Below are 22,421 nucleotides of genomic sequence, written 5' to 3' on the forward strand. Positions count from 1 at the left end.
ACAAATATTTTATGGTTTTATATATAAGAATGGAGGATAAACAAGATGAACTATCAAGAGTTGGCCAAATTAATCATTGACAATGTTGGCGGTGAGGGAAATGTTAAGAGTTTGACTCACTGTGCTACACGTTTACGTTTTAATTTAATGGACGATCAAAAAACAAATGAAAAAGTTTTAAAAAGCACTCCAGGAGTAATGGGAGTAGTGAATAAAGGTGGTCAATATCAAGTCATTATTGGAAGTGATGTTGGTAATGTTTATAAAGAAATCATAAGCCAAACGAGTATTTCTAATGATGGGGATAAAGGAAAAGAAGAAGATAATCGTTCCGTTTTTGCGAAGGTAATTGATACAATTACAGGAATTTTCACTCCGATTCTTCCTGCGATTACAGCAGCAGGGATGTTAAAAGCTGTCCTATCTGTATTGGTAGTATTTAATGTTTTGACAACAGAAAGCCAAAGCTATCAAATTATAAATTTTATGGCTGATGCTGCCTTCTACTTTTTACCTATTTTACTAGCGGCATCTTCCGCACAAAAATTTAAAGCAAATATGTATTTAGCGATGATGGTTGGAGGAATTTTACTACATCCTAATTTCATTGCAATGGTTACTGCAGCGAAGGAAACTGGAGAAGCAATTAAACTGATCGGACTTCCGATTTCTGCAGTATCCTATTCTTCCTCAGTTATACCAATTATTCTTTCTGTATGGTTTATGTCCTATATTGAGCCTATTGCCGATAAAATTTCACCTAAGGCTATTAAGTTCTTTAGTAAACCATTGATTACGATTTTTATAGTGGGAACCGTTAGTTTAGTAGTTTTAGGACCTATTGGTTATTTAATTAGTGATGCTATATCAAATGGGATAACTGTATTAGAATCTGTTAGTCCATGGATTGTTCCATTGCTAGTTGGAACATTTAGTCCATTGCTTGTAGCAACAGGTACACACTACGGTCTTGTTCCAATTGGAATTAACAATCGTATGACAACAGGCTATGATACAGTGATTTATCCAGGAATGCTTGCTTCGAATGTGAGTCAAGGGGCTGCTGCAATTGGTGTTGGTATCAAAACAAAAGATAGTACAATTAAACAGTTAGCTTTTTCTTCAGGATTAACGGGACTGTTTGGTATTACAGAACCTGCTTTATATGGAATCAATTTGCGATTTAAGACACCTCTATATGCTGCAATGATAGGTGGTGCAGTCGGTGGACTGTTTATGGGGATTTTTAGAGTGCGAAACTTTTCTGGTGGTTCGCCAGGCCTTCTAACATTACCTAGTTATATTGGAGACAACACGCTAAGTTTCTTCTATTTTGCATGTATTGGAGCTGCTATTAGTATTGTGGTAACATTTATAGCAACTTTGATTTTATATAAAGATCCGGTTGTAGAAGAAACATCTGAATCAAACGAATCGGAGAAAAATCCACCTTCTAAATTAAATATTAGTGGAGCAACGATTGTATCACCATTGCAAGGGAAATTAAACAGCTTAAAGCAAGTAGATGATGGCATGTTTTCCGAAGAAATTTTAGGGCAAGGTGTAGCAATTGAACCATCGGAAGGTACGGTTATTTCTCCTGTAAATGGGACAGTAAGCGCATTGTTTGATTCCAAACACGCAATTGGTATTACGAGTGACGACGGTATCGAATTGTTAATTCATGTAGGGATAGATACGGTTCAACTGAATGGTGAAGGGTACGAGTATTCTGTTCAAAAAGGACAAAGAATTCAAATAGGTGACAAATTGATTCAATTTGATTTAGAAGGAATTAAAGCAAAAGGGTATAAGACAATTACCCCTGTAGTCATTACAAACTCTGCAGAAGTAGGCGATATTCTGACTGCAAATGATGGTCCAATTAATTTAGGCGAAGAAATCATAAAAGTAATGAAATAGGAGGAGAAAAATGGGATTCAGAAAAGATTTTTTATGGGGCGGTGCGACCGCTGCGAATCAATGTGAAGGTGGATTTGATGAAGGTGGGAGAGGACTAGCGAATGTGGATGTGATTCCCACTGGCCCAGATCGTAGAAGTATTATTACTGGTAAAAAGAAAATGTTTGCTTTTGAGGAAGGCTATTTTTACCCAGCCAAAGAAGCAATTGATATGTATCATTATTATAAGGAAGATATTGCTTTATTCGGCGAAATGGGCTTTAAGACATATCGATTATCTATCGCGTGGAGCCGCATTTTTCCAAAAGGTGATGAAATAGAGCCGAATGAAGAAGGACTGAAATTTTACGAAGATTTATTTAAAGAATGTCATAAATATGGAATTGAACCTTTAGTAACCATTACCCACTTTGATTGTCCTATGCATTTAATTGAGAAGTATGGTGGTTGGCGAAATCGCAAGTTGATTGATTTTTATAAACACCTATGTAAAGTATTGTTTACTCGTTATAAAGGGTTGGTTAAATATTGGCTGACTTTCAATGAAATCAATATGATTCTCCATGCACCATTTCTTGGAGCAGGACTTTGTTTTGAAGAAGGGGAAAATGAAGAGCAAGTAAAATATCAAGCTGCTCACCATGAACTAGTAGCAAGTGCCGAAGCAACAAAAATCGCTCATGAAATTGATCCAGAGAATAAAGTAGGATGTATGCTAGCAGCAGCATCTTACTACCCTTATAGCTGCCGACCAGAAGATGTATGGGAAGCAAAGAAAAATGATAGAGGAAATTACTTTTTCATTGATGTCCAATCTAAAGGTGCTTATCCAGCTTATGCGTTAAAAGAACTAGCTAGGAAGGGAATTGAGGTGGAAATGACGCCTAAGGATTTAGAAGTCCTAAAAAAGCATACCGTTGATTTCATTTCGTTTTCTTATTATGCTTCACGTGTTGCGGCAGCAGAAGATTCTGATGTAGAAAAGACGGCAGGTAACTTGTTCCCGACGATAAAGAATCCATATCTTCAATCAAGTCAATGGGGATGGCAGATTGATCCTTTAGGTTTGCGAATTACAATGAATGACCTCTATGATCGCTATCAAAAACCACTGTTCATTGTGGAAAACGGGCTTGGTGCAGTGGATACACCAGATGAATTAAGTTATGTGGAAGATGATTATCGTATTGATTATTTAGCTGCACATATTCAAGCGATGAAAGATGCAGTGGACGAAGATGGTGTTGATCTTCTTGGATATACAAGCTGGGGATGTATCGACTTAGTATCAGCCGGTACTGGTGAAATGAAGAAACGTTATGGTTTTATCTATGTGGACCGTGACAATGAAGGGAATGGCACCCTAAAAAGGTCGAAGAAAAAGTCCTTTCATTGGTATAAGAAAGTGATTGCATCGAATGGGGAAGATTTATCGAATCAATAAGCTCAAATAGATAGCAAAAAGTTATTATGTTACCTATCCTGTAGTTAAACTAATTTATGTTTTTTTATAGTAATATTTCAATACAGAAGGGTGTACTATTTTGGTACACCCTTTTTGTTGATTGCAATTATCAACTTTAAAGGAACAAAAATAATAGATTTATGATTAATAGAGTATGTTTAAATTAATACAGAATAAGTGTCAATCACAATAAAGGTCTAAACTGATTAATTCAATTGTATTATACCTTATTGTTACTTCCAATAATTGTACGGTCAACTAAAGCGTAATTGTTGTGTGAAATATCTTTTTTAAAATATTGTGTTTATGAGTAGATTTTTTTTAAAACTTAATTAACCATCATACACAGGAGATGCAGTACATACAATATATCTTGAAAACGATTTCTAGATGGAGGGAGCGTAGAAGAGTAGAAAATGCTATCATGCTATTTTGTTTACTTTACTACTTTTACTAAGAATAGGATCTTAAAGTAGTACGGTTTAGGTGAGTGAACTTATGAAATTGTATGGTTTAATTTGCATCTAAGATTGCTTATTACAAATAAAAATTAAAAAGAAAGAAGGGTATTGATGGAGAAAAAATATGCAAAGTTAGTTTTAGACAAACAATTTAAAATTGCAGAAATTGATGATCGTTTGTACGGTTCTTTTATTGAACATATGGGTAGGGCGGTTTATGAAGGTATTTATCAACCAGGTCATCCACAAGCTGATCAAGATGGCTTTAGACAGGATGTAATGGAGCTGGTAAAAGAATTAAATGTACCTATTATTCGCTATCCTGGCGGGAACTTTGTTTCCAACTTCTTTTGGGAAGATAGTGTTGGGCCTAAAGAACAGAGACCTACAAGATTAGATTTAGCGTGGCGGAGTATTGAAACGAATGAAGTCGGCATACAAGAGTTTAACAAGTGGACTGAAAAAATAGGTTCTGAAATAATGATGGCAATTAATTTAGGTACTAGAGGGGTAGCAGATGCATGTAATTTAATAGAATATTGTAACCATCCAGGTGGTACTAAATATAGTGATTTAAGGATTCAACATGGAAAAGTAGAGCCATATAAAATAAAAACTTGGTGTTTAGGAAATGAAATGGATGGTCCTTGGCAAATGGGAAGTAAAACGCCAGAAGAATATGGGCGTCTAGCGACGGAAACCGCAAAAGCTATGAAACTAATGGATCCTACCATTGAGTTGGTATCATGTGGAAGTTCAAACACTTCCATGGAAACTTTCCCAGTTTGGGAAGTAGAAACATTAATGCATACGTATGATTACGTAGATTATATTTCTTTACATCAATATTTTGATAACTATGAGGATGATCCTAAAAATTATCTAGCTAAATCTATGGAAATCGATCATTTTATTAAAACGGTCATTTCCTCGGTTGATTATGTTAAAGCAAGAAAGAGAAGCAAGAAACAAATTAATCTTTCCTTTGATGAATGGAATGTATGGTACCACTCAAGAGTTGGAGATAACATTATTCAAACGAAGGATAATGAAAAGAAATTGATGACAATGGCCAAAAACCCATGGAGAAAAGCACCGCATATTCTAGAAGACGTATATAACATGGAAGATGCGTTAGTTGTTGGTTTAACGTTAATTACCTTTTTAAAACATGCTGATCGTATTAAAATTGCCTGCCTTGCTCAGTTAGTAAACGTGATTGCGCCAATTATGACAGATGCTGATGGGGATGCTTGGAAACAGACAATTTACTATCCATTCTTACATGTTTCTAAATATGGAAGAGGTGCTGCACTACTTCCAGGCTTAGATTCGTCCAAACATGATACGAAAGATTATACAGATGTAACCGATGTAGACAGTGCTGCTGTTTATAATGAAGAAACCGAAGAATTAACTATATTTGCAGTGAATCGAGATCTGGAAGAGAGTATTACATTAGAAAGTAATATTAGAAGTTTTGAAGGTTATCAATTCATGGAGCATATCGTTCTTGAAAACGACAATTTGAAAGCGGTTAATACAGCTTTTGAGCAAAGTATTATACCAAAAAAATCATTTGAATATGAAATGGAAAATGGGATTTTGAAGATAAAGCTGAACAAAAAATCTTGGAATGTAATTCGCTTAAAAAAGCAAAGGTAAACATTAAAAATGAAATGTAGCATTAGGAAATACATTTGATTTTTTCATTCCTACAACAGAACAATCGTTTGAGATGAGGTATCTCTAACCAATTATTTTTCATTTGGTACATAGCACACACTCACCATTATAACGCTTAAGAAAAAATCAAATAACTTGTTTCATATTGAATCCTTTAAAACAATGGATTATTAAAGTTATTGTTTCATAGTTTATTACATATTTTGGGAGGTAGTGTATGAACAATGGCAGTGAGGTCAATACCAATGAAAATTTACAGTCAGTAGATACAACGATAGGGAAGAAAATCGCATTTGGTGAGAGACTGGGATTCGGAGTTGGCGATTTAGCTGTCAACTTCGTTTGGGCATCAATGGGAATGTTTATTGTTTTTTTCTATACAGACGTAGTGGGAATATCTGCTGCTGTAGTAGGAACGATTATGCTTGTCTCCCGTTTTTTAGATGGGATTTCAGATGTTGCAATGGGGGTAGTGGTAGACAGAACGAAGTCAAAACATGGGAAAGCAAGACCTTGGATTTTGTGGATGTGTGTACCATTTGCGGCTTTGACTGTTTTATTATTTACGGTTCCAGATGTTGGCGATACAGGGAAAATTATTTATGCATTCATCACGTATAACATACTGACTCTAGCCTTTACTGCAGTAGTTATTCCGTATGGGACACTAAATTCTTTGATAACCCAAGATCAGCATCAACGTTCTCTATTAAATATTTTTAGAATGTTCCTTGCTCAAATAGGGGTCATTCTTGTTAGTAGTTTGACGCTACCATTGGTGGATTTCTTTGGTGGGACACAAACGGGATGGATTATGACATATATTGTTTATGGGATTATCGCTGTTTTCTTGTTTTTATTTACCTTTAAGGCGACGAAAGAAAGGGTACAAATTACACAAGAAAAAACAGAAGAAAAGATACCTTTAAAAGTTAGTTTAAGGGCTTTATTACAAAATAAATATTGGGCAATGATATTCGGTTTCTTTATCATTTACAGTATGGGAACCGCTCTATGGCAAGGTAGTACCATTTATTATGCTCAATACCTACTTAATAATCAAACATTAACAGGTATATTAACAATGGCCATCACTATTCCGGTTATCGTTGGATTCTTCTTCATGCCAGCACTATTTAGGAGATTTGGGAAAAGAAATATTGTATTAGCTGGTTCGGTTATTTCCATAATAGGTACACTTATTATTATGATCGATATAACCAATATCTATTTCGTCATAATTGGGCAAATCATAAGAGGATTAGGAAAATCACCGTTTACAGGGGCATTATGGGCGTTTTTACCGGATACGATAGAATATGGGGAATATAAAACAGGTGTTAGAAATGAAGGTTTGGTCTACAGTGCGGGCAGTATGGGACAGAAAATTGGTGTCGGACTTGGAGCAGCTTTAGTAGGATGGGTGTTGGGATGGACTGGTTATATCGGTGGAGCAGCAGTGCAGTCAGATGAAGCGCTATTCGGTATTAACGCTCTCTTCCTTTACCTGCCACTGGCAACATATGTTTTACAATCTATCTTACTATTATTCTATAAATTAGATAAAATCTATCCTCAAGTAGAAAAAGAGCTTTTAGCAAGAAGAAGTAAAATAAATTCCCATTGAAAATAGCTTGAAATAGAATGCGTACAAGAGTTGCTTGTACGCATTTTTGTATGATGTTGCATGGTGTCAAGTATCTTAAATCAGTTCATTGGTTACTAGTTATAATTTTTAGAAAATTAATAAAATTCTCATTTACAAACAATAAATAGTAGTATAATATAACCCCTATAAAGGAAAACATGTTATAAAAGATAACATCTATATGGGGTTTTTTACAGGTGAATATGTATCCTTCTCCTCCTCGTGTAATTCCTCTAGCCATCATCCCCGCAGATAACCCATTTTTTTAATGGCCCCTTTCATGAAAAATTCGCTTGAAAGTAAAATTTATAAAACGTTTGGAGGAGCTTATAGTGTCAATAGAAATTTCGAATCGTTTAACCAATATTCCTTTTTCTAGTATTAGAGAAATCTTTGATGAAGCAAATGCGATGCAAAAAAGTGGGATAAATATTACACATATGGAAATAGGAAGACCAGATTTTGATACACCTATACATATTAAAGAAGCTGCAAATGCAGCATTGCAAGAGGGCTTTGTTCATTATACTGCAAATAACGGTATTCAAGAATTAAGGGAAGCAATTGCAGTTAAGTTAAAAAGGGAAAACAATATTAATGTTGACCCGAATAAAGAAATAGTTGTTTCAGTTGGTTGTAAAGAAGCGATCGTCAGCATGATTTTTGCCTTTATTAACCCTGGTGATGAAGTATTAATTCCTGATCCTGCATGGCTTGAATATCAATATATTGTCGAGCTTGCTGGCGGGGTAGTCGTGTCAATTCCGCTTCGTGAAGACGAGGACTTCATTCTTCATCCAGATGATGTACGAGCTGGACTTACAAGTAAAACAAAAATGATTCTTTTAAATTCTCCTCATAATCCAACAGGAGCAGTATTGCCAGAGTCTTATTTAAAAGAATTGGCTGACATTGCGATTAATCATAATTTATTAGTCCTATCCGATGAAATCTATGAAAAACTAATTTATGAAGATGCAAAACATATAAGCATTGCTACATTGCCAGGTATGTTTGAACGGACAATTACGATAAATGGTTTTTCAAAGGCATATGCAATGGATGGATGGAGATTAGGATATGCAGCTGGTCCTGAAAAATTAATGCAACCTATTATGAAAGTGCATCAATATAATACTTCTAGCGCTACTTCCTTTGCGCAATATGGAGCGGTGGCTGCGTATATGGGGACCCAGGAGCCTGTTTTTGAAATGGTTCAAGAGTTTGATAAACGACGTCAATTATTAGTTAAAAGATTAAAGGAGATAGAGCATGTTAGTTGTGTTGTTCCTAAAGGTGCCTTTTACGTATTTCCTTCTTTCAAGGAAATTGGAATGACCTCAAAAGAATTGGCAACATTTCTTTTAAGAGAAGCCCAGATTGCTTGCGTTCCTGGATCGGCATTCGGAAACTATGGAGAGGGTTATATCCGCATGGCGTATTCAACAGAGTATAAGCAAATCGACGAAGCAATGGATCGATTAGCAGAGGCTCTGAAAAAGGTAAAAGTAAAAGGCTAGTTTTCAAAAGAGAATGAGATTTGGATGGAAGAAATTACAGTCTAATAGATTAATAACAGCTACTACGAGATACTACTATGTGTTTGGAGGTTAAATACTTGAAGCTTTTAATCATGTTAAGAGATGCTTTCTATGAAGCAAATCCCCAATTTATAGAAGATGCAAGGCAGCTAGGTGAAGTGAAAATATTATATACCGATCATGGAATTGGGAAAGAGGAATTGAAAAAGGAAGTGGAAGATGTAGATATTATTATTGTTGCAGTAGTGAAAATTGATAGCGAAGTAATAGAAGCAGCACCTAATTTAAAATACATTATTAAATATGGAGCAGGTTATGACAATATTGATGTTGATTATGCCTATGAAAAAGGAATTCTAGTAACAAATGCGCCTGGTGTAAATGCCCAATCAGCAGCTGATCTTGCGTTCGGTTTGATGTTATCAGCAGCAAGAAATATTCCTAAAAAAGATAGAGAAATAAAATCTGGACATTGGGAATTGTCGATGGGAAATGAAATTTATCAGAAGAAGCTTGGAATCATAGGATTTGGCACCATTGCTAAGGCAATCGCAAAACGTGCAATCGGATTTGATATGGAAACAATTGTTTACACTAACTATCCTGATCAAGCTACAGCAGAAACATTACATATTAGATTTGTGGATAAAGAAGAACTGTTTAAGACGGCTGACTATCTTATTATTGCTACTTCTTTAAACGAAAAAAATAGGCACTTCATTAATAGTGAAACCTTAAGTTTAATGAAAGAAACAGCTTACATCATCAATATATCCCGTGGTCCATTAGTGAACGAAATAGATTTAGTCAAAGCCTTAGAGGAGAAAAAAATTAAAGGTGCAGCATTAGATGTATTTGAGGTAGAGCCGCCAATTAATGATTTACCGGGAAGGAAGGAGATTGTTGCGACACCGCATATTGGAGGCGCAACCTTTGAATCGATAAAGAGAGTAGGTGACTTATCTATTTCTAATATAAAGAAATTTGTTAATAAAGAAGAACTTGATTATGTTGTGGTTCCGAAGCTAAGAACGTAATTCTTTGTTATGGAATAATTACTAGCTCTCCGTCTTAATGAGGGAGGGCTTTTAAGTTAATTAGGCTCAGAACATATAAAAGTGAGTGTTGTGCGTCGCTTCATTCGTTAAAAATAACGAAAGAGGGAAAAAAAGAAAAAATGATACCTTTTTATGAAAACGCTTTATTATTCGATACAAATTATCAAACGAGATACCTTTCATGCGACTATCCATTTGATTTACAATACAAGTACACGAACAGAATAGGGGGAGGATGCAATATGAAAGGCTCAAAGAGGAAGTTTTTTGCAGGCTTTTTAACGTTGATGATGATTTTGTTAGCGCTTTCTGGATGTGGTAGTAATGCAGCTGATAAGAGTGATTCTGGTAAAGTCCAACTACGGTTTGCGTGGTGGGGTGGCGAGGACCGTCATGATGCAACATTAAAGGCAATAAAAAGATATATGGAATTGAATCCAAATGTAGAAATCAAAGGGGAATATGGTGGTTTTGATGGCTATAATCAGAAGCTTAGCACGCAAATAGCTGGAGGAACAGCACCAGATATTATGCAGATGGATTACTATTATATGGCAGAGTACGCAATGAAGGGGGATGCTTTTGTCAATCTAGATGACTATGAAGAGCTGTTATCCTTATCTGAATTTAGTGATGAATTTCTGCAGGATTTTAGTGTGGTTGATGGGAAGCTGACTGGTCTTCCAACTGGTGTTAATGCAGTTATGTTATTCGCTGATAAAAATCTACTCTCCCAAAATAATATTGATTTAACTGGAAAGTATGATTGGGATAAACTGATTGAAGAGGGAGAAAAGGTGAATAAGAATAATCCTGATCAATATTTCTTTAATATGGGTCCAAGTGAGATGGCAGATCTAGTATCCACTTATATGAAACAAAAAACAGGCAATAATTTAATTAATGATGACTATACCTTAGGGTTCGAGAAGGCCGATTTAGTAGATGGCTTTACCTATGTGCAAGAATTATGGGACAAAAAAGTGGCTCCAAAGGTGAGCGATTACTCAACAATTGTTCATAAAATTCAAGAGGCGCCAAAATGGATTAATGGCAATCTTGCAGCAGTTATGATGAGTGCTTCTGCTATTGAAACGTTTAAAACTAGTAAAAATGATTTAACAGCATTATTATTACCAATAAGTGATGATGCAGTAGATACTGCGATTCGAACACAGCCTTCTCAGGTTTTTTCTGTCAGCAAGAAATCAAAAAATCCTGAGGAAGCAGTCAAATTTATGAATTGGTTTTTAACAGATGAGGAAGCTATTGAGATTCTTGGATCTGTACGTGGTGCTCAACCAACGGAAAAAGGCAGAAACCTTCTGGCTGAAAGTGACCAGTTGGATCCTTTAATTGCAGAAGGTGTGGATTTAGGATTGGAGTATAGTGGAAAACCAGTGAATTCTATTTCCATAAATACCGAAATTGATAATGAATTTACAGATACCATTGAACAATTGGGGTATGGTAAATTATCAGCTGAAGAAGCAGCCGATCATTTAATTGCCCAGATTAATAAGGTGATAGAAGATGTGAAGCCATAATAATAGGAGAAAGAAAACGGGAAGCAATGAATGGTCTGCTTCCCGTTTTCTTTGACTTGATTCTAGTCAAAGGGATAATAGATGATTACAGCGGTCCCACACCCAGGCTTACTTAATAGGCGAAAGGTGCTTTTATAATTATAAGTGAGCTGTAGTCGTTTAACCGTATTACTTAAGCCGATATGCTCAGTGGAAAAGTCATTGTGAGAAAAACTTTCATATAGTTCTTTTATTCTTTCTTTTGGAATTCCTTTGCCGTTATCAATAATAGAGACTTCAATCCCATCCTGCCTCTGTCTAATTTTAATCTTCATTTTAATAGAGTCAGACTCATTCTCTTTATTTAATCCATGTGAAATACTATTTTCAATAAAAGGCTGAAAAAGGAGCTTTAAAATGTTTTCATGTAATATCGTTTCATCATAATCCCAGTAAACCGAAAGCTGATCCTTAAAACGAATTTGAAGTATTTTAATATAATTTTCCGTATTACGAATTTCTTCTTCTATCGTAACAGTTCTTCCACCAATTCTTAATGAGAAGTTTAATAGATCGGATAAATATTCGAGCATGCGAACTGCCTCATTTGGTTTACCAGTTAAAGCGAGTATTTTCCAATATATAGTGGTTAGTGTATTTGTTAAAAAATGTGGATTCATTTGACTTTGTAATGCTAGGATTTCTGCAGATTGTAATTGGTATTTCTTTTCTGTTAATTCCATTTTCAGCTGATTTTGTTCCACATAGGATTTGATGATATTTTCCACTATATATTGATATTCCGCATCTTTAAATTGATTTGGATTAGGCAAGAGCTGTTGGCCAGTTTTGGCAGATTGAATAATCGAAATGACATTACGAAGATGGCTGATATTCTTATGGGAAAAATAAATGACAATTAAAATACCTAGAATGAAAGAGATAATACTTAAAGAAATAGTTATACGCTTTAACATAATTGGTACTTCATACAAAATGTTTGTTTGTACAATGGAGACATATTTCCAACCACTTGTACTAGAATGATGTTTTGTAATCAAATAAGATTCCCCATTTATTTTGAGTGGGAAGGAATCTTCTTTTTTATTACCAATCTGGTTAAGGTCTATACTTTTAATGGAAGGACTATTTTTGTTGCCAAAGAGAAACTGATTATTTTCATCAAGGACAAAAATGGTTTGGTTTTGATAGGTTTTTAAGTTATTTAAAATGGTGTTGAAATAACTTTTTTTCATATTTAAGACAATGATTCCTTGGGCCTTTGTTGAATTAGACCAATAGATATTCCGATAAAGGCTAATAACGTCACGTGGCGTATGAAAGTTATAGTTTTTGATTGTTCGATTTTGGACCCAAACATTACTGTTCGTATCTTTTTTATTGAATTGATGAAACCATTCTTGATCATAGAAATGATCTAAGGTTACTAATCCATCGCTCGAAGTAAGGACTCGTTTGTATTGGTTATCATAATACACATAAATAGAATAAATATAGGGGCGAGCGATGGCTTGTGTAGTTAGTGTGCTTAAGCTGAAATTTAGTGCTCGTGTTTGCTCGTAATTTAGTGTTTCTGCCCGTAGGAAGTCTTTGAAGTTCATTATATTCTCGGAATTAGCGCTATTATCTAAGTATAAAGAATTTAGTTCATTAAAGATTAAGTCGATATGCTGCTCCATTTGGTTTAATAGATTGTTATTATTCATCGTGATAGATTGTTTAAATTGATGCTCGACAATGGTATAGGATAGCGCTCCAAGGAGAGTTAATGGAATTAACATGGGACATAGGAAAAATAGGATGTTTTTGACGAAATATTTCTGACTCATAATCCATCCCGATTAGGCTTTTTCCTATACTCTCTTGGACTTTTTCCGAAAAATTTAATGAACATCCTAGTGAAATTTTTTGGATTGCTATAGCCAACCAATGTGCTGACATCATAGATTTTATATTGACTATCTAAGATAAAGGCTGCTGCTTTTTGCATTCGAACAGTATGTACATACGTTGAAAAATTTTCTCCCGTTTTGTTTTTAAAATAGGTACTAACATAATTAGCGCTCATATGAACAAGGGTGGCTGCATCTTCAAGCGTTGCGTTACTATAATGTTCATTTACATAATTTTTTATTGTTTCAATGATGTTATCACTATAGGTCATTTTTTCTGGTTTATTATCTGTTGTGTTTGTTGGAAGAGGATCTAATTCTTTTTTTAAATTTGAAAGAACACTGTATAGTTCATCGTATTTACTCGGTTTGAGGACATAATCATAAACTCCGTATTTGATCGCTTTTCTTGCATACTCAAAGTCTCGATAGCCGCTTAATAAAATGATTTTGATCGGCAATCCCCGCTTAACCACTTCTTCTGCCAGCTCTAATCCATCCATGACGGGCATTTGAATATCACTGAATAATACATCCACTTCATTGTTTGTGATGAATTCTAGTGCCTTTTTTCCATTCTGGCATTCTGATACAACTTCAAATCCAAGTTCATTCCAAGGAAAGTAATGGATAAGACCATTGCGAATTTCCGGTTCATCATCGACCAATAACACTTTATACATATAGACCTCCTCCTATGAAATGATCATTTTGGGCCAATGGATACTTAGCTCTGAAGAAAAGATACATATAAGAGAAAAAATGATACTTTTTTATGAAAACGCTTAACTTTTGGTGGATTATAAAAATTGGAATACCTTTTTATTCTTGTATTCCTTCTATAAAATAAGAATTAATAAAATAACTACTATGAATATATTACATGAGGAGGCTGGAAATGACAATCATTAGCAGTGAAATGGAAGGGAGAAATGGATATGTATTCGAAGAAAGAAATAAGTTTACCTCAGAATGATATTCAATTAAATGTAAAGACAAAGAAGAAAAAGAAATACCAATATATCGGTCTTGTGTACATTCTGCCTTGGTTAATTGGTATTAGTGTATTTGAGCTTTTTCCTTTACTCTATTCGTTTTATTTATCCTTTACCGATTTCAATATTATTAGCTCCCCAAAATTTATTGGACTATCAAACTATGTCAAGATGTTTACCGATGATCCAGATTTTTATACCTCTCTAAAAGTGACTTTCTATTATGTGCTGATTGCTGTACCATTAAAAATTGCCTTTGCCTTGTTAGTAGCAGTTCTTCTTAATTTTAATATCAAAGGGATGGGCATCTTCCGGACAGCATATTATTTACCCTCCATTTTAGGTGGAGGGATTGCGGTAGCGATTTTATGGAGATTTATGTTCTCCGAAGATGGATTAATTAATGATGTCTTGGGATTCTTCCATTTACCAACAGAAAACTGGTTAGGTAATCCTGAAACATCTCTATTGACGATTAGCTTGTTAACGGTTTGGCAGTTTGGTTCTTCGATGGTTTTATTCTTGGCAGGCTTAAAGCAGGTTCCATCTGAATTATATGAAGCGGCTAAGGTTGATGGTGCTTCTAAAATACGGACGTTTTTTTCCGTTACATTACCAATGCTTACCCCTATTTTATTATTCAACATTATTATGCAGACAATTAATGCCTTTCAAGAGTTTACGGCAGCCTTTGTCATTACAAATGGTGGACCATTAAAGTCTACGTATTTATATGGTGTAATGCTTTATGAAAACGCATTCACTTATTTGAAAATGGGTTATGCCTCTGCACTTTCTTGGATTTTGTTTATCATTATTCTAATTTTCACATTAATACTATTCAAAACGTCCAAACAATGGGTGTTTTATCAAGATGAGAGGTGAGTAAACGTGACGAAAAGAAATAACATCCTTTTATACGTATTTTTAATTATTTTTGGCCTAGTGCTGATTTATCCCTTTTTATTTATGATCTCCGCAACATTTAAAACGAATGAGGAAATTTTCACAGGAATTGGGTTGATTCCTGATCAGTTTTCCTTGGAGGCTTTTCGGAACGGATGGAAGGGAATTGGGGATACTACTTACGGAATGTTTTTAATGAATTCTATTAAACTAGTTGTTCCTACCGTTCTATTTACCATTGTATCAAGTGTCATTGTGGCTTACGGATTTGCGAGATTTGAATTTCCGTTTAAAAAAATACTGTTTGGGATTATGGTAGCAACGCTTATGCTTCCACAAGCAGTTGTTATTGTACCGAGGTATTTATTGTTTCATAAGCTTGGATGGCTAGATACGTATTTGCCATTTTATGTGCCAGCACTATTGGCTACCTTCCCATTCTTTACATTTATGCTCATACAGTTTATTCGCGGTTTGCCAAAGGAACTAGATGAATCGGCTATTTTAGATGGATGTAATTCCTTTATGATTTTAACGAAAATCCATCTTCCGTTATTAAAACCAGCTTTAATCTCAGTGGGGATTTTCCAATTCATGTGGACATGGAATGATTTCTTTAATTCCCTTATTTATATCAATAGTGTGGATAAATATCCTGTTTCACTTGGCTTGCGAATGTTTTTAGACGCAGAGGGGGCTGTTTCTTGGAATGAAATTATGGCGATGTCAGTAGTGACAATTTTTCCTTGTGTGCTTGTTTTCTTTATCTGTCAAAAGTATTTTGTTTCAGGTATTAGTACAAGTGGGCTAAAGGGCTAATCAAAATTTTGTATAAAAGGGAGAGCGTAAAAATATGAATACGATAAAAACAAACGATATTCAAATAGCGTATATTGGTGGAGGTTCACAAGGCTGGGCATGGGGCTTAATGAGTGATTTGGCGAATGAGGAAGCAATTTCGGGTAAGGTGAAATTGTATGACATTAACTATCAGGCTGCCTATCAAAATGAATTAATTGGCAATCAATTATTGGATCGCTCAGATGTAGCTGGTAAATGGGAATATGAAGCAGTTAGAACAATTGATGAAGCCTTAACAGGTGCTGACTTTGTCATTATCTCGATTCTTCCTGGATCGTTTGACGATATGGAGTCTGACGTCCATTTACCGGAAAAGTATGGGGTGTATCAATCAGTTGGGGATACGGTTGGACCAGGTGGGTTGGTTAGAGCATTACGGTCGATTCCAATCTTCGTTGATATTGCGAATCAGATTCGCGAATTTGCACCAAAAGCTTGGGTGATAAATTATACAAATCCAATGAGTCTATGTACAAGAGCTTTGTATGCGACTTTTCCTGAAATAAAAGCGATTGGCTGTTGTCATGAAGTGTTTGGTACACAGAAGTTACTTGCTTCCATGGTTCAAGAATTTTTAGGGATAGAGGAGGTAAAGCGACAAGAGATAAAAGTCAATGTATTAGGGATTAATCACTTTACATGGATAAATCAAGCTTCCTACAAAGGATTAGATTTAATGCCATTGTATGAAAAGTTTGTAGAGAAATATGCGGCCAGTGGGTTTGAAGGCTCCGAGAAAGGTCATTGGATGAACAATCATTTTGTTTCAGCCGAGAGAGTGAAATTTGATTTATTTAAACAATTTGGCCTTATTGCAGCAGCGGGAGATCGTCATTTGGCTGAATTTATGCCCAATACATGGTATTTAAAAAGCCCGGAAACAGTAAGAGAGTGGAAGTTTGGTTTAACACCAGTTGCTTGGCGAAAGCAAAATAAGCAAGCGCTCGTGGAAAAAAGTAAACGATTAGCAGATGGTACCGATCCATTTGAACAAAAAATGACTGGAGAAGAAGGAATCGATATTATGAAAGCTCTTCTTGGTTTAGGAGAATTTATGACGAATGTGAATGTCCCGAACCAAGGCCAGATAGGTGGCATCCCGCATGATGTGATAGTAGAAACGAATGCTGTTGTTAGCTATGACAGTGTACGACCAGTGCTTGCTGGGAAATTAACAAAGCCTGTACACAATATGGTCATGCGCCATGTGACAAATCAAGAAACCGTTCTACAAGCAGTTCTCCACAAGGATATGGACTTAGCATTCCAGGCATTTGTGCAGGATCCTTTGTTGAGTACAGTGAAACCGGAAGATGCTCAAGCGTTATTTCATGAAATGCTGGCTAAGACGGGGCAGATGTAGAGGGGGATTTTAAGGCTATTAAAGATACGTTCAAGAACACTCACAATGGTGAGTGTTCTTAGTCATTGTAAATAAAACCAATGTGCTTAAATTGCAAACTTGCGATAAATTCAAGAAAACAGCTATAAAAAAAATTAATGAAAAAAATAAGTGCATAAGTAGTGAAATATTTCAAGATTCGTAATACAATATGTAAAGCAACGAATGCTTCCTTCTTTGAACGAAGCATTTTTTTAAGGTCATGTTCGAAAAGGATACAGAAAATTTATTGTAGGAAGGCGATAGAAAATTGAACACATTATCAAATACTAAAAGGCTACAAATTGCTTTTCTATTGGGATCATTATCCCTGTTAGGTCCATTTACAATAGATACATATTTACCGGCATTTCCAACTATTGTAGAAGAATTTCACACGAATGCATCCCTAGTCCAAGTTAGTTTAACGACTTGCTTGTTAGGATTGGGATTGGGACAGTTAATAATTGGACCGATGAGTGATGTACAGGGCCGTCGTAAACCATTGCTTATTTTTCTTGGCTTATACCTACTTTCTTCATTAGTGTGTGCGATAGCACCCAATATATCCATGTTGATTGTTGCTCGTTTCATACAAGGATTTGCAGCTGCGGGTGGTCTTGTTATTTCAAGAGCGGTGGTTCGAGATCTTTATAGTGGAAGAGAATTAACAAAGTTTTTTGCTACATTGATGCTGATTGGTAATTTAGGTCCAATTGTGGCTCCAATCATAGGGGGAGCAATACTTTCTTTTGCAAATTGGAAAGTGGTTTTCCTTGTATTAACTTGTGTTGGTGCTATTTTGACTGTAGTCGTTTCCTTTAAACTAGAAGAAACGTTACCAACTGAAAAACGGGTACCAAGCAATATTAAACAAGTAGTCATGAATTTCGGTTCGTTATTAAAAGATCGTGAATTTGCAGGTTATGCATTTACTCAAGGTTTCACTACTGCAGGAATCTTTGCGTACGTATCTGGTATTTCTTTTGTTTACCAAAATATTTACGGCGTTTCTCCTCAAGTCTTTAGCTTATTGTTTGGAATAAATGGGGTCGGTTTAATTATCGGAACGCAACTCGTTGGTCGATTATCTAGATTTTCTGAAAAAACATTCTTGAAAAGCGGTTTAGCTCTTTCCATGTCAGCTTCTATTCTTTTAGTAATCGCGATTTTACTACATGCACCATTACTAGCTGTTGCGATACCTATTTTTCTATTCGTAACTTCTATCAGTATTATTGGTACATCCTCTTTTTCATTAGCGATGGAAACAAAGGGGCATATGGCAGGAAGTGCTTCTGCATTATTAGGCTTATTACCATTCTTACTAGGGTCATTAACAGCACCATTAGTAGGAATTGGAGGAGAACATACAGCTGTACCGATGGGCATTATCATCTTCGCATCAAGCTTATTAGCCTTCTTATCCTACTACGTATTAGTTCGAAAAGCTTCTTTAAAGGTAAATACACCAAAGCATGTTACGCATAATTAATAAAATAGAGCTTTTCTGTAAAACAGGTACTTTCGAGTGAGAAAGTGCCTGTTTTTTTTGAAGAAGAGAAACGTTGTCTAATCATTTTCAATAAAAGACAAAATAGTTTGATAAAATGATTAAGAATAGAAAAGTCCAGTTTGTATCGGAAAGCAAGGAAAGGGAATTTTATTACTTTTTCACAGGAAATAAAACCAATTAATAATAAGGAGGTATTACAGATGAACAAACCTAAAGTGCTACAAATATTATCCATGTATGATGAAGCAGCAGAGGAAATTTTAAAAAGTAAGGCAGAGGTTATAAGAACAGATGATTATAGTGTGGATAATTTATGTGAACTAGTTAAAGGTGTGGATGGGGTAGTATTAAGAGCACCAGCAAGAATAGAGAAAGAGGTAATCGATGCGAATCCTCATTTAAAAGTGATTTCTGGTGCAGGAGTGGGACTTGATAATATTGATGTTACATATGCTACAAAGGTTGGGATTCCAGTATTACATGCACCTTCCGTAAATAAAGTTTCCACTGCAGAACATACGGTAATGTTTATCATGGCATTAAGTAAGTCCCTTCTAAGCTTTCATAAAGAAATGGAAAAGGGAAATTTTGATTCGAGGAATCGAATAAGTACTCAAGAATTAAAAGGAAAGAAAGTGGGTCTAATAGGTTTTGGAAGCATTGCACAAGAGGTAGCAAAACGATTAGTGTTTGGGTTAGATATGAAAGTGTCAGCTTGGGTAAGAGAGGCTAGTCCTACTAAACAGAAAAAAGCGGATGATTTAGAAGTTGAAATTACCGTTGATATCAAGAAAGTATTCGCTGAGTCTGACTTTATATCTATACATATTCCATTAAAGGAAGAAACGAAATATTCCATTGATAATGCGTTATTATCTTTAATGAAACCAACGGCATACATCATTAATACAGCAAGAGGGGCTGTTATTAATCAAGATGATCTATACACTATTTTAGCATCTAATAAAATCGCAGGAGCTGCCCTAGATGTATATGAAGTGGAGCCAATACCAAAAGACAACAAATTATTAAGCTTATCCAATGTCCTTCTCACCCCACATGTAGGTGGAACAACGAAGGAAAGTAATTATATTATGGCTACTACTGTTGCACAGAATGTTATTAATTTCTTAAATGGGGAGGAGGCAGAGTTTGTTGCTAATCCAGGTGTATTGGAGAAGAATGAAAGTCTGATTAGGAAGTAAATCCGGCTTAGTGATTAAACCAATAATGTAAGATTCGAAGAAAGCTCACCTACAGAAGGGTGAGCTTTTTATGTTCCGATATTTAATCAATTAATGTATTACTTATCTTTTTTTGATTATATCAATATAATGTGATTTCTTATTTATTATTTGTTTTTTTAATGTTATTTCGAGAAAATTATTATTCTGGAAAAATTTTATATCTATCTCTTTTTTCATATCCAGAGTATAGTTAGTTTCAGAGAGTGATGGACGACGATATTCGACAATAAATACAGAGAGTCCAATCGTTCTCATTCTGCAACAAAGGCAAACCAGTTGAAAAATTGGGACGCAAAGTTACAGACCTAAACGAGAGAATCACCATGGTGGCTGGGCTGCTGAAGGATGGAGAATGATACTCGTGTTATGAGTTGAAATTCAAGATTCTTCCGATTCAAAAAATTTGTGTTGGAGGGATTTTTTTATGGGAAAAAATAACGTGCTTATTTCAAATAAATTAAACAAACAGTCTAAAGGAGGAAATTCAATGATTAAAAAATTATTTGCAACTGTTTCTACTTTAGCAATTATAGGTTCCGCATTTGTAGGTGGACAATCAGCATTTGCAGCTACAACAGCAATCGAAGGTGGTTCATTATCATTTGGTACTCAACCAAGTGTTGATAACTTTGGCTCTGTAACTCTTAATGGACAAGTTCAAAATAGTACTGCTGCTCTCAGTGCATTTACTGTAATTGACGCAACAGGAACTGGAGATGGATGGAACGTTGTGGTGAAAGCTGATCAATTTACGGATTCAGCTAATGGATTAACATTACCAACCAATTCAATAGATATCGCTCTTCCAACAGTATCTGCGCAGGCTGGAGCTAGTGATGTAACAACTATAACAAAAGCAGATGGTAAAATCGACAATGCTACTGGCGTGAAAATTCTTTCTGCTGCTGAAGGCGGCGGCATGGGTACGTATAATGTAGATGCAAACACTTTAACATTAAACCTTTTACCGAAAGATGTAAAAGAAGGAAATTACACTTCAACTGTTACTGTAACTGTTACAACTGGACCTTGATATAAAGGAATTCTGAATCACCATGTCTAATAAGGCATGTTTTTTTTTGTTTATTATTAATCCCTTTTTAGCATTAAATATTCAAAGATAAGGAAGTCATGTTCAATCGATATTGTTTTTTCTTTTTCTACTCTAATGAAAATTCTCTAACTTGGTTAAAATAAACCAACGATAGGGAGGTACAAGCATGAAAGTGTTTCGAATTTTGTTTTTAACACTCATATTTGGAATGGCATCTCCATTAGTTAGTATATATGTGAAGGCAGAGAAAGCTAGCGTTCCTTTAACCATTGAGCCAATCTATCCAGAAAATCAAAATCCTCAAACAAAAGGGTACTTTGATCTGTCTGTAAATTCGAGCGAAGCACAAACACTTCAAGTGCGCATTACCAACAATGAGGACAAAGAGGTAACGATAAGTATTAAGCCAGCAAATGCTTATACTAATCCAAATGGTGGAATGCTCTATGAGGATGAGCTAGACTCTGCCGATACCGTTCTTTTGGAGGATGCTGTTCGATTGGCTGAATTTATTAAAGTAGAAGAGACTGTAAAGGTACCTCCATTAACATCTGTGGAGGTACCCATTGAGTTAACAGTTCCAGAATTAGATGGACAGCATATTTTAGGAGGTATTCTATTTACAACGCAAGGAGAAGAAACGGAAACACAACAAGAAGCGGAAGAGGGCACTGCGAATTTTATTTTGAAAACAGAGACCGTCTATGCCATTGCACTTCAACTAAATATACCAAATGAAGTGCCTGATAACTTCCAATATGGAGAAGCAGGTTTTATTGGCGAAACTGGTTCTGTGTTTATGGAAATGAGCAACGATGCAAAAAAAATCCAAGAAAAAATAGCTGGTACTTATTCGGTTTCAGATAAGGATGGAAACGAGTTGTTTAAAGGGGAATATGGACCTTTTAAAATGGCCCCTAAGACAAAAATAAGATATCCAATCCAATGGAATGATGAAACACTTGAAGATGGCGACTATACATTAAATATAAAAGGGACAGTTGATGGGAAAGAGGTATCCACATCTAAACCCTTTACCATTAATAACAAAGATGTAACGGAATATGTAGAGAAAACACAAGCTACTCAAGTGAAAGTAGATAATGGCATTCCAATATGGGTTTGGATAATTGGAGCGGTATTATTTGGTTTAGTAATGTTTTTGATTGGAAAAAGAAGAATGTAGAAGATTGGATATAGAATTTAATTCGCTAGAAAAAACTCATCCAACACGGTGAGT

At 35.3% G+C, this 22,421-nt stretch carries 16 protein-coding genes and 1 riboswitch; of the genes, 14 read left to right on the forward strand and 2 right to left on the reverse strand.

Translation table 11 applies throughout. The features are described 5' to 3' along the window. Positions 1–45 precede the first annotated feature (45 nt). The 7 genes from NYE52_RS04530 (at position 46) to NYE52_RS04560 (ending at position 11,329) form a co-directional block, all read left to right on the forward strand. Positions 46–1,923 carry a beta-glucoside-specific PTS transporter subunit IIABC gene (locus tag NYE52_RS04530; RefSeq protein WP_341191962.1) on the forward strand — a complete coding sequence of 626 codons (1,878 nt, stop codon included), beginning with the start codon at positions 46–48 and terminating at the stop codon, positions 1,921–1,923. Positions 1,924–1,933: 10 nt separating this feature from the next. Continuing rightward, the gene (locus NYE52_RS04535; RefSeq protein ID WP_341191963.1) at positions 1,934–3,367 is read left to right on the forward strand and encodes a 6-phospho-beta-glucosidase; all 1,434 of its coding nucleotides are present in this window, start codon (positions 1,934–1,936) and stop codon (positions 3,365–3,367) included. A 593-nt stretch (positions 3,368–3,960) separates the two neighbouring features. Continuing rightward, positions 3,961–5,514 carry an arabinosylfuranosidase ArfA gene (gene arfA, locus NYE52_RS04540; protein WP_341191964.1) on the forward strand — a complete coding sequence of 518 codons (1,554 nt, stop codon included), beginning with the start codon at positions 3,961–3,963 and terminating at the stop codon, positions 5,512–5,514. Positions 5,515–5,752: 238 nt separating this feature from the next. Next, positions 5,753–7,162, forward strand: a complete 1,410-nt coding sequence (locus NYE52_RS04545) for an MFS transporter (protein ID WP_341191965.1) — start codon at positions 5,753–5,755, stop codon at positions 7,160–7,162. A 353-nt stretch (positions 7,163–7,515) separates the two neighbouring features. Continuing rightward, positions 7,516–8,703, forward strand: coding sequence for a pyridoxal phosphate-dependent aminotransferase (locus tag NYE52_RS04550; RefSeq protein ID WP_341191966.1), 1,188 nt, complete (start codon positions 7,516–7,518; stop codon positions 8,701–8,703). A gap of 98 nt (positions 8,704–8,801) precedes the next feature. Then, complete coding sequence (locus tag NYE52_RS04555; RefSeq protein ID WP_341191967.1) at positions 8,802–9,761, forward strand: phosphoglycerate dehydrogenase; 960 nt, start codon at positions 8,802–8,804, stop codon at positions 9,759–9,761. Positions 9,762–10,024: 263 nt separating this feature from the next. Continuing rightward, the gene (locus NYE52_RS04560; RefSeq protein WP_341191968.1) at positions 10,025–11,329 is read left to right on the forward strand and encodes an ABC transporter substrate-binding protein; all 1,305 of its coding nucleotides are present in this window, start codon (positions 10,025–10,027) and stop codon (positions 11,327–11,329) included. A 62-nt stretch (positions 11,330–11,391) separates the two neighbouring features. Here NYE52_RS04560 and NYE52_RS04565 read toward each other — a convergent pair whose 3' ends face one another. Together NYE52_RS04565 and NYE52_RS04570 are read right to left on the reverse strand one after the other, a co-directional pair. Continuing rightward, complete coding sequence (locus tag NYE52_RS04565) at positions 11,392–13,158, reverse strand: sensor histidine kinase (protein WP_341191969.1); 1,767 nt, start codon at positions 13,156–13,158, stop codon at positions 11,392–11,394. Further along, positions 13,155–13,904 (reverse strand): response regulator transcription factor, encoded by a 750-nt coding sequence (locus NYE52_RS04570; RefSeq protein WP_341191970.1) that lies wholly within the window; start codon positions 13,902–13,904, stop codon positions 13,155–13,157. Before NYE52_RS04570 ends, NYE52_RS04565 begins: the two co-directional genes overlap by 4 nt. A gap of 255 nt (positions 13,905–14,159) precedes the next feature. Between NYE52_RS04570 and NYE52_RS04575 the strand changes: the two genes are divergently transcribed. The 7 genes from NYE52_RS04575 to NYE52_RS04605 all read left to right on the forward strand — a co-directional run bounded on the left by NYE52_RS04575 (position 14,160) and on the right by NYE52_RS04605 (position 22,367). Then, a complete protein-coding gene (locus tag NYE52_RS04575) occupies positions 14,160–15,101 on the forward strand; it encodes a carbohydrate ABC transporter permease (protein ID WP_341191971.1) in 942 nt (313 codons plus the stop codon). A gap of 6 nt (positions 15,102–15,107) precedes the next feature. Next, entirely contained in the window at positions 15,108–15,941 is an 834-nt protein-coding gene (locus tag NYE52_RS04580) for a carbohydrate ABC transporter permease (protein WP_341191972.1), read from the forward strand. 34 nt (positions 15,942–15,975) lie between these two features. Continuing rightward, complete coding sequence (locus NYE52_RS04585) at positions 15,976–17,346, forward strand: family 4 glycosyl hydrolase (RefSeq protein ID WP_341191973.1); 1,371 nt, start codon at positions 15,976–15,978, stop codon at positions 17,344–17,346. 289 nt (positions 17,347–17,635) lie between these two features. After that, positions 17,636–18,859 carry a Bcr/CflA family multidrug efflux MFS transporter gene (locus NYE52_RS04590; RefSeq protein ID WP_341191974.1) on the forward strand — a complete coding sequence of 408 codons (1,224 nt, stop codon included), beginning with the start codon at positions 17,636–17,638 and terminating at the stop codon, positions 18,857–18,859. 221 nt (positions 18,860–19,080) lie between these two features. Further along, entirely contained in the window at positions 19,081–20,085 is a 1,005-nt protein-coding gene (locus tag NYE52_RS04595; protein ID WP_341191975.1) for a hydroxyacid dehydrogenase, read from the forward strand. 298 nt (positions 20,086–20,383) lie between these two features. After that, positions 20,384–20,470: riboswitch (cyclic di-GMP riboswitch) on the forward strand. 144 nt (positions 20,471–20,614) lie between these two features. Then, positions 20,615–21,160, forward strand: a complete 546-nt coding sequence (locus NYE52_RS04600; protein ID WP_341191976.1) for a WxL domain-containing protein — start codon at positions 20,615–20,617, stop codon at positions 21,158–21,160. A gap of 187 nt (positions 21,161–21,347) precedes the next feature. After that, entirely contained in the window at positions 21,348–22,367 is a 1,020-nt protein-coding gene (locus tag NYE52_RS04605; protein ID WP_341191977.1) for a DUF916 domain-containing protein, read from the forward strand. The last annotated feature ends 54 nt before the right edge of the window (positions 22,368–22,421 follow it).

The sequence above is a fragment of the Niallia sp. FSL W8-0635 genome (assembly GCF_038007965.1).
GTDB lineage: Bacteria > Bacillota > Bacilli > Bacillales > Cytobacillaceae > Niallia.

Coding starts and splice junctions, on each gene's coding strand:
- NYE52_RS04565 (WP_341191969.1), bottom strand. CDS start 13,158: ATGAGTCAGAAATATTTCGTCAAAAACATCCTATTTTTCCTATGTCCC.
- NYE52_RS04570 (WP_341191970.1), bottom strand. CDS start 13,904: ATGTATAAAGTGTTATTGGTCGATGATGAACCGGAAATTCGCAATGGT.
- NYE52_RS04575 (WP_341191971.1), top strand. CDS start 14,160: ATGTATTCGAAGAAAGAAATAAGTTTACCTCAGAATGATATTCAATTA.
- NYE52_RS04585 (WP_341191973.1), top strand. CDS start 15,976: ATGAATACGATAAAAACAAACGATATTCAAATAGCGTATATTGGTGGA.
- NYE52_RS04595 (WP_341191975.1), top strand. CDS start 19,081: ATGAACAAACCTAAAGTGCTACAAATATTATCCATGTATGATGAAGCA.
- arfA (WP_341191964.1), top strand. CDS start 3,961: ATGGAGAAAAAATATGCAAAGTTAGTTTTAGACAAACAATTTAAAATT.
- NYE52_RS04535 (WP_341191963.1), top strand. CDS start 1,934: ATGGGATTCAGAAAAGATTTTTTATGGGGCGGTGCGACCGCTGCGAAT.
- NYE52_RS04545 (WP_341191965.1), top strand. CDS start 5,753: ATGAACAATGGCAGTGAGGTCAATACCAATGAAAATTTACAGTCAGTA.
- NYE52_RS04600 (WP_341191976.1), top strand. CDS start 20,615: ATGATTAAAAAATTATTTGCAACTGTTTCTACTTTAGCAATTATAGGT.
- NYE52_RS04530 (WP_341191962.1), top strand. CDS start 46: ATGAACTATCAAGAGTTGGCCAAATTAATCATTGACAATGTTGGCGGT.
- NYE52_RS04560 (WP_341191968.1), top strand. CDS start 10,025: ATGAAAGGCTCAAAGAGGAAGTTTTTTGCAGGCTTTTTAACGTTGATG.
- NYE52_RS04605 (WP_341191977.1), top strand. CDS start 21,348: ATGAAAGTGTTTCGAATTTTGTTTTTAACACTCATATTTGGAATGGCA.